Consider the following 13,429-nt stretch of genomic DNA (forward strand, 5'->3'; position numbering starts at 1 on the left):
CTAGACCCTTTCCGCTTCACGTTGTTCCGAACGAGGAGGCTGCCACGCGGGGGCATGACGCCGGATCGCCTGAACGAGTTCCTCGACCCCACCCTGTTTCAACAATTCGTAATGGTCCGGCGAAAGCGGAACGACGCTTGCTGGTTGCCTGAGCATCCCGACCGCTTGCTCCAGGAAGGAGAAATTGTCGCCTCGGGCCTTGAATAGTCGAACAGGCGCAAGCAACTCCCGCTCCTCCATCTGCAACCCGTATTCCGGTGTATAGGTCTGGGCGACAAGCCTCGTGATCCTCGCAATCACGCCGATGTCGAGATCCGGTTTTTCGGCCGCGACAAAGTCGACAAACGCCTTTTCATCTCGGACGGTCGCAACTACCGAAGCCACCCGCTCCGGTGCTATCGTCTGGAAAAAGACCGAATAGAGAATGGTGAGGAAGGATGCACCGCGGAACAGAGTTGCTATGTCGCCGCGAACGGGGTCGCCACCCGGTAGCTGTGGAGAGCCGGGAGCAATGAGGATCAGCTCGGCCACCTCTTCGCCCGCCTGTTCAAGATGCCAGGCCGTCTCGTAAGCGACGCGGGCACCAAATGAATAACCCCAGAGCGTATAAGGCCCTTCCGGTTGGATGTCGCGGATCAACAAGGTATCGCGCAACGACATCTCGTGGATTGAATGGCAGATATTTTCGCCGGTGTTGACGCCAAGGGCCTGTACGCCGAGGAAGGGACGCGGCGTCCCGAGTGCGTTCACCAGGTGGCGCAGATTCATCGGGTAACCGCCGAGGCCGGGCCAGCAGAAAATAGGTTTGCCGCTGCCTTTCTTCAGGGTGACGGCGCGCGAAACGGCGTTGCGCGCTCCATCCGCGTCCAGCCGCCGGGCGAGATGTGCGATCGTCGAGTCCTCGAACAACACCTGGACTGGCAGATCAACGCCGAGCGTTTTGTTGATGCCGAGCACCAGTTGTACCGCCATCAGCGAGTCACCGCCGATCTCGAAGAAATCGTCATGCACCGAAATATCGTCGATACCGATTTCCTTGCTCCAGATATCAGCCAGTTGTTCCTCAGTCTGGTTACGTGGCGCGACGATTTCCCTCTCGCTGTCGCTATCCTGGAACTCCGGCAAGGCTTTCAGAGCGTTGACATCGACCTTGCCGGAGGCGCTGTGCGGCATCCTGGCAATCAGGGTGATTTTGCTAGGCACCATATAGTCCGGCAAGGTCGCCTGGAGGTCTTTTCGGATCAGCTCGGCCGGACCTTCCATGTGGACGCTGTCCTCGTGCATGCCCTGATGGGCCTGCTGCTCCGCGCTGATCTTGCCGAAAACGGCCGTGTAGCAGGCGTCTGCTTTTACGCCGCGTTCGGCCAGGATATCGCGAAGTCGCACCACGGCTGCGAGATCGTTGCCTGACTTCGAGCTGTAGCCGGAGGACATGGCGCCGATACCGCAGTCATTGTGCTGTACTCTCTGCAACGCCCGCCCAAGATCGATATAGGCATGCCAGCTGTCGGGGTTGCGGCTAACCATCGAGATCATCCCGCTGGCGCGTTCATAAACACGTTGGTTGATGGCGATCACATGCCGCGGTTCGAGAATATGTCGGGAGAACGGTACGAGAGCGCCGTCACGATGGATATACTGCCCCTGTGCAAGTCCCGCGATGCGGTCGCCATGGGTCTGCAGATAGAAGTCCAGCGGGATCTGCGTCTGCCGCTCGTCGTGGGCAACGATATCGTAGGCGGCGAGATAGGTGTGGCCTTCCGCGCAATCGAAATGTTTCATGGCGTCGGGTTCGGCATGCCCGGCGCCGACACCGAGACCGTATTCGGGCAAGACATGATCGAGCAGGCCGAGAATGTGACCGGTTTCGAACTCGAGCACCTCACGAATGTTGTTCTTGTAGACCGGCTCGATCGCCTTGGTCTTGCCGACGAAATGCAGCCGCAGTCGCGGTTCTGCGACCACAGCCGGAGAACCGGTTCGGATAAGTTCATGTCGGGCGGGATGGTAATAATAGAAGCCGGCATCCAGCCCGGCGACGCCTGACACTTCCAGATAGATTTGAGTGGCGTAGAGAGCGCCGGGTGATGCATAGGCCAGTTTGGGCAGCAACCGTTCAGGACTGGTGAACTGGCCGAGATTACGCAACAGGGAACCAAGCGTCTCGGCTGTCAGATTGTTCAGCCCCTTTGTTTCGACCGGCTTCCGCTCCGGCAAGGCAAGAAGGTCAAGAAGGTTGTCAACGGTGGTCTCGCCTCCTTCGAAGAAGCGATAAGTCTTGCGGGCGAAGGCCAGCTGTCGCTGGGCGGGCGTGGCCTCGGCGCCTGCAAGCTTGATCGTCACACGTCCCCTCAGTTCATCGGGAGTACGCAAGCCGCCATCCGAGAGCTGGGCGCGGACCTGCAACCGGCTCTTCTTGCTGCGATGATGGGATTCGGCATTGCCCTGATCCATCAACTGCGCCTCACGCGGATTAAGCTCGATGCCGGCGGCAAGCATCGGTTGTTGCGTGCGGGGATGCGGTTTCACGAAAACACCGGCGGACTTGACCCAATCATGGTTTTCGATCGCGACCCTGATTTCGTCGAGTTCGATGCGATAGCCACGAAACTTCACCTGATTGTCGGCACGTCCCTGGAATATGAGGACACCATCCCTGCTCCTGTGCACGAGATCACCAGTCTTATAGAGACGGGTCGGAATGCCTTTCGCGCGATCGAACCAATGAATGAAACGTTGGTCGGTGAGATCTTCGCGCTTATGATACCCTTGGGCAAGTTGCGGCCCGCCGATGTAAAGTTCACCGGGCTCGTCATCGCCCGCTTCCTCGAGCGTATCGTTCAGGACATGGCAGGTCGTGTTGGCGACCGGCAGACCGATAGGGATGATGTCGGCTGCGGTTTCGAGTGTCGCCGGATCGACGGTGAAAGACGTGGCGTTGATCGTGCATTCTGTTGGACCGTAAAGATTGACCAGCCGGCATCCTGGCCGCGCCTCGAAAATGCGGGCGGAGAGCTTACGGGTAAGAGCCTCGCCACCACTGAACACCTGGGTCAGTGTCGTGCATTGAGCGAACTCCGGAACATCGACCAGCGCCTGAAGCAACGTCGGAACACCCTGCAGCATGGTGACGCGATGTTTGCGGATCTGCTCTATGATCGCCGGAGGGTCACGGTAGACTCCCGACCGCCCCATGACGACCTGCGCTCCACATGCTGCCGCCAGCAGTTCCCATTGTGCTGCATCGAAGCTTGCCGGCGTCTTTTGGAGAATGATCTCACCGGCACCGAGTTGCTGCTCGCTTTGCAGCCACGCGAGCTGGTTGAGGATCGCAGTTTGCGAGATGCCGACGCCTTTCGGCGCGCCGGTTGTTCCCGAAGTGTAGATCATGTAGGCCAGATCGGAGCCGCGCACCTCAGGCGCGACAATTTCGTCCAAGCTGTCGACAGGGTGGATACTATCGGACAAGCTGTCGATTGCGACGACCTGGACGCCGGGCAGGATCATCGCCGTCAACTTGTCGCGGAGCTTTTCCTGGGTAACGATCACGTTGATCCCGGCGTCGCGGATCATGTAGGTCAGCCGATCGACCGGATAGTCCGTTCCGAGCGGCAGGTATGCCCCACCGGAAAAGAGAATGCCCCACAGGCCGACCATCATGTCGGCCGAGGATTCGACGAAGAGACCGACGGGCGCTCCGGCATCCACGCCCGCTCGTTTCAACTCATTTCCGATCCTCGCGGCGGCTTGTGCCAGATCGCGGTAACGCAAGGCGCTTGTGTCGTCAGATACGGCAATCTCATCGCCGCGGCACCTCACCTGATGCAACAGAAGCTCCACGAGCGATCTGGGCGGTTCCACGGAAAATGAGTGTAAAGGATCGAAATCCCGGGTCTGTACCGAGATTGGAAGGCTCGATGAAGTGGTCATTGACGGCTCCTGACAATAGTTATGGAACGATTGTTACACAATTCATGAGGCAGTAGCGGGCGATCGCGTTGGGGTCGCGCGTGAATGGTCAATGTGAGCAGCAAGGTTGTCTTCGAGAGAACGACAAGGCCAACCCTAGTCGAAGGGCTTAGCAGTGTTCGTAAAGCACTCCTCGGTTTGGGATTGGATCGGTGATGCCGCAACTGCGCAACGCGTGCCAATAAAGCACGGCATTATTGGCAATGACGGGCTTATCAACCCATTTCTCCGCCACATGAGCGAAAGCGGCCATGGGCACGTTTGTGCCAACCTGAACGATTGCCTGGACGTCAGGGCGGTCGACAGTCAGCACCGCATCCCTCAGGTCCGCCACCGTGACGTGGGAGATATTTGATGGAGTACGGCCGCCCAATCCGTGGGTGGCGATGACTTCGATCCCGCTATCGGTGAAAAAACGAGTAACCGGCTCATCACCAAGTTCCAGATAAGGTGATATCAACCCGATGCGTCGTAAGCCACCGAGAGCATCGAGCGCGGCGGTGATGGCGTCCGCGCTCATGACGATCCTGGCCCCGCCCCCGACTGCGGACAATTCCTGCTGCAGAGCTTCGTGGGCCTGTTGTCCCTCCCAGTAGCCGTCCGGGGATACGGCCGCGATGATTGCACCCAGACCGCAATGACGAAGACTGCGGACCGCATCGGGCGTGGAGCGGCGAATGTCTTCTATGACTTTGTTGAAGCCCGTTTGATCGGCAAGCGAGTCATCATCGATCCCGATGCGGGCAATGTGGTTCGTCACCTCGAACGGGCGCATGTCGTCCATCTCGGGCTGCGCCGATGTATTCGTTGACGGGATCGCTATTCCAATCCGAAGACGCCTTCCTAAAAAGTTGCTCACACATCCCTCCTGAATACCGTCCGGAGCCAGTCGAAGAGAGGCGACCGCGCAGACGCAAAATCTCGAGAACCTTCCGTCATTGAGATGGACGGAAGGCCTTTGCAGGGTTTCGTGGCGCGATGGTGCAGGGTCACAACCGGCGCTACGCTGGTCGACGCAAGACACCTTACACCCGAATGCTATCTACCGATCAATTACTCGCATTGGTTGATTTTCATAAGCGGATCAATTCAATGCTGCATTGCAGTTATGGAACGGACATTCCTTAACAGTCAAGACGATTTATTCGAATCTAGAGAAATTTTCTCCTCCCCCGGCCGTGCCCGCAGCCGAAAATCCAATACTTTACGTATATATTGTCAGAATTTTGTAATAAATTTCCGTTTTCATCCCGTAATTCGGGACATGCATTTTACCCATAAGCGTTGGCCCGGAAATTAGTTTCCACCGCGAGAATACCATATTTCTAAGTTAATGTTCTCTCAAGTTTATCCGGATGCGGCCGGTATAAACATATCTTAGCCGGCGGAAAAGAATCGTATCGCCCTGCAGCATGACAGCTCTCTGATGTGCGGCAATGGATTGACACTAATTCAATCAAGGGTCGCTTTCTTCATCTTTGGATATTCGCGGAGAGCGCGTAGGCATTGACAGTCAGGGGCACAATGTTATGGTATGATCGTTCCAGAAGGAGATGGCACTTTGGCTCGCCCACGAGAGTTCGACGAGGATCAGGTTCTGGACGCCGTAATGGAGACCTTCTGGCGGCACGGCTACGAAGGAACCTCGGCACAAAATCTGGTCGACGCCACCGGTCTCGGGCGCGGCAGTCTTTACGCAGCATACACCAACAAGGATGGCCTGTTTGAACAGGCACTGCTGCGCTACCGGAAGCGTGCCGAAGGACATGCCGATCAGCTCCGGCAAAAAGGGTCGCCCAAGGAGCGCTTGCGTGCCCTGATGACGGATATCGTCGATGCCGACTTGAAGGCAGCGGAACGGCGCGGTTGCCTCGCGACCAATAGTGCAATCGAAATGGCGGGACGGGACCCGCGCGTGGCCGAACTCGTTCGCCAGAACTTCGCCATTTTAACCCGCGGGATCGAGGAGACGATTCGGCGCGGCCAGGTAACTGGAGAAATGCGTCCGGAAGCGGATGCGTCCGCCCTGGCGCTGTTTGTGTTGAACGCGGTTCAAGGACTGCGGGTGCTTGCCAAAACCACGCGGCAGCAAGATCGCAAGAAGCTCATCGCCATCATTGACCACACACTGGCGGCTATAGCCTGATCCACCTCTTTTTTGTTCAATTATGGAACGAACGTTAAATAAATCCAAGGAGCAGACCATGACAGACCACCCATCCGCTCGAACTTCCCGTGTCGCCGTACTCGGGACTGGCCTTATCGGCGCCGCGGTCGCCCGCAATCTTGCTCGAAAGAGCTTTGACGTTCGCGCCTGGAACCGCACCTCGGATAAAGCGAAAGTATTGTTGGCGGATGGGGTCAGCGTCCATGACACTGCGTCCGAAGCGGTCCGCGATGCCGACATCATCGTCACGGTGCTGAAGGATGGGGCGGCCGTGAGCGAAGCCATTGGAGCGGCGCAACCAGGTATCGCCAAGGGAACTGTCTGGCTCCAGCTCAGCACAGTTGGCGTCGGGTCGATCGGCACGCTCTCTGCGTTCGCCGAAGAGAACGGTCTCGTTTTCTACGATGCACCGGTTCAGGGAACGCGTCAGCCAGCCGAACAAGGCAAGCTCGTCATTCTCGCCTCCGGGCCGGAAAACGAACGACCTCTCGCACAATCCGTTTTCGACGCTATCGGGCAGCGCACCCTTTGGATATCGGAAAAGCCGGGCGCCAGCAGTCGCCTGAAGCTCGCTCTCAATGCTTATGTCTTTGCGCTCACCCACGGTACGGCAGAGACGCTGGCAATCGCCAAAGCGCTCGGCATCGACCCCGCCTTGGTGATCGAGGCGGTGACAGGCGGTCCGCTCGACAGCGGCTACTTCCAGGGCAAGGCTGCCGCCATCCTCAGGAGCGACTACACCACCAGTTTCTCGGTTGACAACGGGCTGAAGGATGCTCGCCTGGTGGTGGATGCACTTGCTGGAACCGCCATTCATATCGATCTCGCCGCGGCCAGTCTTGCACGTTTCCAGCGTGCGGCTGATGCCGGCCATGGCGGCAAAGACATTGCTGCGTCGTTCCTTGCCTGATCGGTGCTCCCATGACAGTCTCAGACACTATTCAAAGGGCGTCGCCAGAGACCATTGTCCTGCCAGACCGATTACCCGTCGGCCAATTGCTCGCCTTTACCGTTGCCGGTTTCCTCGCCATCATGACCGAAAACATGCCTGCCGGGCTGCTGCCGCAGATTGGTGCTGGCCTGGGAGTGTCCGAAGCGGTGGCCGGGCAGACCGTGACGCTCTATGCACTCGGCTCGGTCGTCGCGGCCATTCCCGTCATTGCCGCGACCCGCAGCTGGAACCGCCGCCCGCTGTTCCTGCTGGCGATCGTCGGCCTCTTGATATTCAACACGACAACGGCCGTCTCGGCACATTTCGGGCTGACGCTTGTCGCGCGCTTCATTGCTGGCATGGCGGCCGGTGTCGTCTGGGGGCTGGTTGCAGGATACGCCAGGCGTCTGGCGCCGCCACATCTGCAGGGCCGGGCGTTGGCAATCGTCGGCGTCGGCCAGCCGATCGCACTTTCGCTTGGAGTTCCGCTCGGCGCATGGCTGGGCAGCCTATCCGATTGGCAGTTCGTCTTCTGGATCATGTCCGCGGTTGCGATGCTTCTCATCGTCTGGGTGCGTCTCGCAGTGCCGGATTTCCCGGGTCAAGCACGGGACCAACGCCTGCCCGTGCGAAAAGTCCTCATGATCCCGGGCGTCCGGCCGGTATTACTGACGCTGTTCGCCTGGATTCTCGCGCACAACATCCTCTACACCTACGTCGCTCCCTTCCTCGCAACGACAGCGACGGACTTGCGGATTGACGTCATTCTGCTCACCTTTGGCATCTCGTCCGTCATCGGTATCTGGGGGACCGGCCTGCTGGTCGACCGATACCTGCGCGGCCTGTCGCTGCTCAGCCTCCTGGCGTTCGTCGCCGCCGCACTTCTGCTGGCAGTGGCGGCGGGATCTCCGATCCTCGTGCTTATCGGCGTGGCAATCTGGGGCCTTACATTTGGGGGCGCCCCGACATTGCTGCAAACGGCCCTTGCCGACTCTGCCGGAGAACAGGCGGATGTCGCGCAATCCATTCTCGTTACCGTGTTCAATTTCGCAGTCGCGGGCGGCGGCCTGGTCGGCGGGATCATCATTGGCGATGTCGGCGCCGCCACGCTGCCGTTGGCATTGTTGCCTCTCGTGATCATCGCATTGCTGACAGCATGGCGCGCCAAAGCACACGGCTTCCGCCCTGGCAAACGGAGCGCATGATCCCCGACCATGCTCGCGACAACAGAGCGGAATATATCCGAACATGTTGCCTGAGACTCGTTTGCGCGGAATGCCCGCCTCGCCAATGCCGACATAGCCGTTGTCGGTCCCGACTTTGGGAAAGAGATACGGCCCTGCGGCTTTGGTTCGAATACTTGAGATAATTCATGCGCTCTCCTTGATCCATTCCTCAAGGAGCGGCTTACTTCTGCGTCAAATGATCATTCAAGAAGTGATGTTCGACATGCTTCAGGAGCCGCCATATGCCTGATGTACCGTCATAACATGCGTCATCACGCATGAGCGCGAAAGCGAAGCGTTGACGACGCCAGGGACTGGCGTCGCCAGGAGCCGGTTGTATCAGCGACTTCGAAAGGCTCATCGCATCTCGCCCGGAACGGAGGGCTGCCCTCATGTAATTTAAGGCCGATCGATTGCGGCCCAGGCAGTGGTGTTTTTGAGTTGACATCGCAACTACTTTGAAGATTAATGATCATCGAGTTGTGAACACAACTCGTTATGCGATGACGCCGGAGGAGCGGCGTGCACGCATGGAAGTGGTTTGGGAGGATCACGATGAACATCTTCAAGCGCGCCGCCCTCACGGCGGCGATGGCGACGCTTTGTGCCGGCGCCTGTTGGGCGGACACCATCAAGGTCGGCGTAATCGCCGAGTTTTCCGGCCCGTTCGCCATGTACGGCAAGCAATACCGTGAGGCGATCGAGGCCTATGTCGCAAAGCATGGGAAGCAGGCGGGCGACCACACCATCGAATTCATCTACAAGGACGTCGGCGGCTCCAATCCGGATGTCGCCAAGACGCTCGCCCAGGAATTGCTGATCCGCGAGGAGGTGGATTATCTGGCGGGCTTCACGTTCACGCCGAACGCCCTTGCCGTGGCACCGCTGATCGACCAGTCCGAAACGCCGACAGTCATCTTCAACGCAGCCACCTCTTCGATCAACAAGGGGTCGCCGTATTTCCTGCGCTCCAGCTACACGCTCTGGCAGGTCACTGCGCCGCTGGCCGATTGGGCCTACGATCAGGGTCTCAAGACCGTGGTGACGGCCGTCTCCGACTACGGTCCCGGCATCGATGCGGAAAAAGCTTTCAAGGCCGCCTTCGAGAAGAAGGGCGGCAAGGTCATCGACGCGATCCGCATGCCGGTCGCGACCACCGATTTCACTCCGTTCATCCAACGGGTGCGTGGCCAATCGCCAAACGCCGTGTTCGCATTCCTGCCGGGCGGCCCGCCAACCTTCGGCTTTACCAAGACTTATAACGAAAACGGTCTCGCCGCGGCGGGCATCCGTTTTCTCGGAACGGCGGAAACCGAGGAGTCCAACCTTCAGGCGCTGGGCGATGCCGCTATCGGCCTCACCACGGCCTTTCACTACTCCGCCGCTCACGGCAGCAATCTCGCCCGCGAATTCAATGAGACGCTCAGGGACAGGTTTTCCGGTGCGATCGCAAATTGGGCATCCGTCGGCGCCTATGACGGCACGCATCTGATCTACGAGATGGCAAAGGCTGCGGGAAGCGACGGACCGAAGGCCCTGGAGGCCGTGAAAGCGCTCAAGTGGGAAAGCCCGCGCGGGCCGCTGGAGATGGACCCGGAAACCCGCACCGTCAGACAGAACGTCTACATTCGCGATGTCGAACGGGACAAGGATAGCGGCCTGCTCGTCAATCGTGAAAAGGGTGTGATCGCCACCGTCGGCGATCTCGGCTGGAGCCAGTAAGGTCGCCTTACCGGCCGTCGATGCCGGATGCCGATCCAACACCAAACAGCAGGGAGTTCACGCCGTCAGGGCGCGAACGATACCCCGCTGTCTTCAAGGATGGGATAATGCCGCTTCTCCTCAACATCGCCGTCGACGGGATAGCCTATGGGATGATCCTGTTCATGATTTCCGTCGGACTTTCCGTCACCATGGGCCTCATGCGGGTGATCAACCTTGCGCATGGTGCGTTCGCGCTGATCGGCGGCGCGCTGGCGCACGCGTTCACCCTGAAGGCGGGCCTCGGTTATCTCGCCGCCGTCCCGTTGGCGATTGTCCTCGTGGTGCTGATGGCACTGGCCTGCGAACGCTTGCTCTTCCGTCGCATCTATAGGCTCGGCGAATTGCAGCAAGTCCTTGCGACGATTGGCTTGACGTTCATGGTGATCGCCGTGGTCAGCCGGCTGCTCGGGTCCAGCCTGCTCGCCATCCCGCTACCCGGCATTCTGCAACAGTCCATCGACCTCGGCTTTCGTGTGCTTCCGCTCCATCGTCTCCTCGTGATCCTTTTGGGGGTGGCCGTGATCACCGCACTCTACCTCGCCATCGAACGCAGCCGTTTCGGCGCCCGGCTGCGCGCGGCTGTCGACAACCGGAACATCGCAAGCGCGCTCGGCATCAATACGGATGCGACCTACGCCGCGACCTTCTGTCTTGGCGCAGGGCTTGCCGCGCTCGGCGGCATTCTCGGCGCCGAGCTTCTGCCGATCGATGCCTACTACCCCCTGCGGTATATGGTGCTCTTCCTGATCGTCGTCTCGGTCGGCGGCCTGGGTTCCATTTCCGGCTCCTTCGCGGCCGCAATTGCGCTCGGCATCCTGGAGACGGCGTCGCGGTATTTGATCACCGATGTCGGGACCATCGTCTTTTTCGCCATCGTCATGGCGCTGCTCGCCGTGCGCCCTGCCGGCCTTCTGGGAAAGGCGTAAGATGAGCACTCAGGACCTCGCACTCCCCAGATCCCGCTTGCGCTCAGCCCGTTTCCCGCTGCTGCCGGAAGCCGCGATTCTGGCGTTGGCCGTCAGCGCCTATTACGTCTTCCCATACGATCTGGCGCTGATCACGCGCTTTCTGGTCATGATGCTGTTCGTGCTATCGCTGGATCTGGTGCTCGGTTATGCCGGCATCGCGACGCTCGGGCATGCCGCGCTTTATGGAACAGGCGCTTATGCCGCCGGCTTGTTTGCCGTGCATGTATCCGGCAATCCCGTCATCGGGCTTGCCGTCGGCGCGGCAGCCGGCGGCCTTCTTGCCTTCGTCTCCGGCCTGCTGCTGATGCGCGCCCACGGTCTGACGCTGCTCATGCTTTCGATCGCCGTCACGCTCATTTGCCAGGAGATCGCCAACAAGGCGCGCGACCTGACCGGCGGCGCCGACGGCCTGCGCGGCATCCGCATGGAACCGCTGATCGGCCTGTTCAAATTCGATTTTGTCGGGCGTACCGGCTACTGGTATGCGCTGGCGGTCCTCTGTCTCTGTTATGCCCTGCTCAAGATCGTCACGTCATCCCCGCTCGGCCTCTCCATCCGGGGGATCAAGGACAGCGCCGCGCGCATGGTGGCGATCGGCAGCCCCGTCTACTGGCGCCTCGTCACAGTCTATACGATCGGCGGCGCCATCGCCGGAGTGGCCGGAGCGCTGGCGGCGCAGGTGACGCAGCTCGTCAGCCTGGAAGTCTATGCCTTCAACCTCTCCGCCGAGGCGCTGATCATGCTGATCCTCGGCGGCGCCGGCCGTCTCCATGGCGCAATCGTCGGCGTCGTCATCTTCATGACCGTCCACCACGTCGCTGCGGCGGTCGACCCCTTCAACTGGTTGTTCATCATCGGCGCGCTGATCCTCGGGATCGTTTTCTTCGTGCCCGCCGGCATCCTTGGCCTTCCGAAGGCCCTCACCGATCTCGTTCGGAGGAACCACGATGCAAGGCCTTGAAGTTCGCAGCCTGAGAAAAGCGTTCGGCGGCCTGACGGTAGCGGAAGGGATTGACTTCGATCTGCCGCCGGGAGCGAGAAAGGCGCTGATCGGCCCCAACGGCGCCGGCAAGACCACCTTTGCCAACCTCGTGACGGGCAAGCTTACCCCGAGCGGCGGCACCATCCGCTTTGACGGCGCCGACCTGGGCGCGCTCGGCGAGGCGGCAAGGGTCAAGCGCGGCATCGCCAAGACCTTCCAGATCACCACGCTGTTCCGCACGCTTACGGTGCGCGAGAATATCCGCCTGCCGATCCTGGAGCGGCTTGGACGGGGTGGAAGGCTCTTCGGCCGCGCCGCCTGCAACGCCGCGGTCGAGGACGAGATCGAGATGCTGCTTGATCAGCTTGCGCTGATATCCCTGGCCGACAAGCCCGTTCATTCCTTGGCTTACGGACAGCAGCGACTGGTGGAACTCGCCCTGACGCTTGCTCTCAAGCCGCGCGTGATCATTCTCGATGAACCCGCTGCCGGCGTGCCCTCCAGCGAAAGCCACCTCATCGTGCAGGCGATCGAACGGCTGCCCGGCGACCTGGCCGTGCTGATCATCGAGCATGACATGGACCTCGTCTTCCGCGTCGCACATTCCATCGTCGTACTCGTCAACGGCCGTATCCTGACAGAAGGCACGCCGGACGAGATCAGCCGCGATCCGCGGGTCCGCCAGCTTTACCTCGGAGGCGCCCATGACTGACGTGGTGCTTTCGCTTCAGAACGTGACGGCCGGCTACGGCCAGACCCACATCCTGCGCAGCCTGTCCCTCCGGATCGAGCGGAGCGAACGGGTTGCCGTGATCGGCCGCAACGGCGCCGGCAAGACGACGATGCTCTCCACCGTGATGGGGCTGACCCGCCTGCACGGCGGGAAGATCGGCCTCGGCGGCGACGACATATCGCATCTGGCTCCCCATCAGCGTTCGATGCGCGGGCTGGGGCTCGTGCCGCAGACCCGCGATATATTCCCCTCGCTGACCGTGGAGGAGAACCTGACCGCCGTCATACGCGGCAACGCCAGTCTGGACGAAGCCTACGCGCTTTTCCCGCGCCTCAAGGAGCGACGCAGGAACGGCGGCACGCAGCTTTCCGGGGGCGAGCAGCAGATGCTGGCGATCGCACGCACGCTGATGACGGAACCGAGCATCGTCATGCTCGATGAGCCATTGGAGGGATTGGCGCCCGTTATATGCGAGCAGCTGATGAGTGCGTTCGAACAACTGGCCGCCGATGGAAGGCGAACCGTCATCCTGGTGGAGCAGCGTGCTTCGGCGGCGCTGGCCTTCGCCACCCGCGCCATTGTCATCACCAACGGATCGATCGTTTACGACGGCAGCACGGACGCCCTGAAGCAACAACCGGAACTCTTGGAGCGCCATATCGGCGTTGCACAGACCTGAAAGCCGGAGG

10 protein-coding genes are annotated in these 13,429 nt (G+C 60.3%); 8 read left to right on the forward strand and 2 right to left on the reverse strand.

What is annotated here, in order from left to right:
* Both ACFFP0_RS01830 and ACFFP0_RS01835 read right to left on the reverse strand, forming a co-directional pair.
* Nucleotides 1-3,930, reverse strand: a complete 3,930-nt coding sequence (locus ACFFP0_RS01830) for a non-ribosomal peptide synthetase family protein (RefSeq protein WP_377255255.1) — start codon at nucleotides 3,928-3,930, stop codon at nucleotides 1-3.
* A gap of 148 nt (nucleotides 3,931-4,078) precedes the next feature.
* Entirely contained in the window at nucleotides 4,079-4,993 is a 915-nt protein-coding gene (locus tag ACFFP0_RS01835) for a maleate cis-trans isomerase family protein (RefSeq protein WP_377255259.1), read from the reverse strand.
* A 510-nt stretch (nucleotides 4,994-5,503) separates the two neighbouring features.
* On the opposite strand from ACFFP0_RS01835, the gene ACFFP0_RS01840 reads away from it, so the two are divergent.
* The 8 genes from ACFFP0_RS01840 to ACFFP0_RS01875 all read left to right on the forward strand — a co-directional run bounded on the left by ACFFP0_RS01840 (nucleotide 5,504) and on the right by ACFFP0_RS01875 (nucleotide 13,419).
* On the forward strand, nucleotides 5,504-6,115 hold the full coding sequence (locus ACFFP0_RS01840; protein ID WP_377255262.1) for a TetR/AcrR family transcriptional regulator: 612 nt from the start codon (nucleotides 5,504-5,506) through the stop codon (nucleotides 6,113-6,115).
* Nucleotides 6,116-6,173: 58 nt separating this feature from the next.
* Nucleotides 6,174-7,046, forward strand: coding sequence for an NAD(P)-dependent oxidoreductase (locus tag ACFFP0_RS01845; protein WP_377255266.1), 873 nt, complete (start codon nucleotides 6,174-6,176; stop codon nucleotides 7,044-7,046).
* 11 nt (nucleotides 7,047-7,057) lie between these two features.
* A complete protein-coding gene (locus tag ACFFP0_RS01850) occupies nucleotides 7,058-8,272 on the forward strand; it encodes an MFS transporter (protein ID WP_377255269.1) in 1,215 nt (404 codons plus the stop codon).
* A 576-nt stretch (nucleotides 8,273-8,848) separates the two neighbouring features.
* Nucleotides 8,849-10,015 carry an ABC transporter substrate-binding protein gene (locus ACFFP0_RS01855; RefSeq protein ID WP_377255271.1) on the forward strand — a complete coding sequence of 389 codons (1,167 nt, stop codon included), beginning with the start codon at nucleotides 8,849-8,851 and terminating at the stop codon, nucleotides 10,013-10,015.
* 107 nt (nucleotides 10,016-10,122) lie between these two features.
* Nucleotides 10,123-10,983 (forward strand): branched-chain amino acid ABC transporter permease, encoded by an 861-nt coding sequence (locus ACFFP0_RS01860; RefSeq protein ID WP_377255274.1) that lies wholly within the window; start codon nucleotides 10,123-10,125, stop codon nucleotides 10,981-10,983.
* Nucleotide 10,984: 1 nt separating this feature from the next.
* Nucleotides 10,985-11,986, forward strand: a complete 1,002-nt coding sequence (locus ACFFP0_RS01865) for a branched-chain amino acid ABC transporter permease (protein ID WP_377255277.1) — start codon at nucleotides 10,985-10,987, stop codon at nucleotides 11,984-11,986.
* The gene (locus ACFFP0_RS01870; RefSeq protein WP_377255281.1) at nucleotides 11,973-12,719 is read left to right on the forward strand and encodes an ABC transporter ATP-binding protein; all 747 of its coding nucleotides are present in this window, start codon (nucleotides 11,973-11,975) and stop codon (nucleotides 12,717-12,719) included. The genes ACFFP0_RS01865 and ACFFP0_RS01870 overlap by 14 nt, the downstream gene beginning before the upstream one ends.
* On the forward strand, nucleotides 12,712-13,419 hold the full coding sequence (locus tag ACFFP0_RS01875) for an ABC transporter ATP-binding protein (RefSeq protein WP_377255284.1): 708 nt from the start codon (nucleotides 12,712-12,714) through the stop codon (nucleotides 13,417-13,419). The genes ACFFP0_RS01870 and ACFFP0_RS01875 overlap by 8 nt, the downstream gene beginning before the upstream one ends.
* Nucleotides 13,420-13,429 lie beyond the last annotated feature (10 nt).

This window comes from Neorhizobium puerariae (assembly GCF_042429745.1).
GTDB lineage: Bacteria > Pseudomonadota > Alphaproteobacteria > Rhizobiales > Rhizobiaceae > Neorhizobium > Neorhizobium puerariae.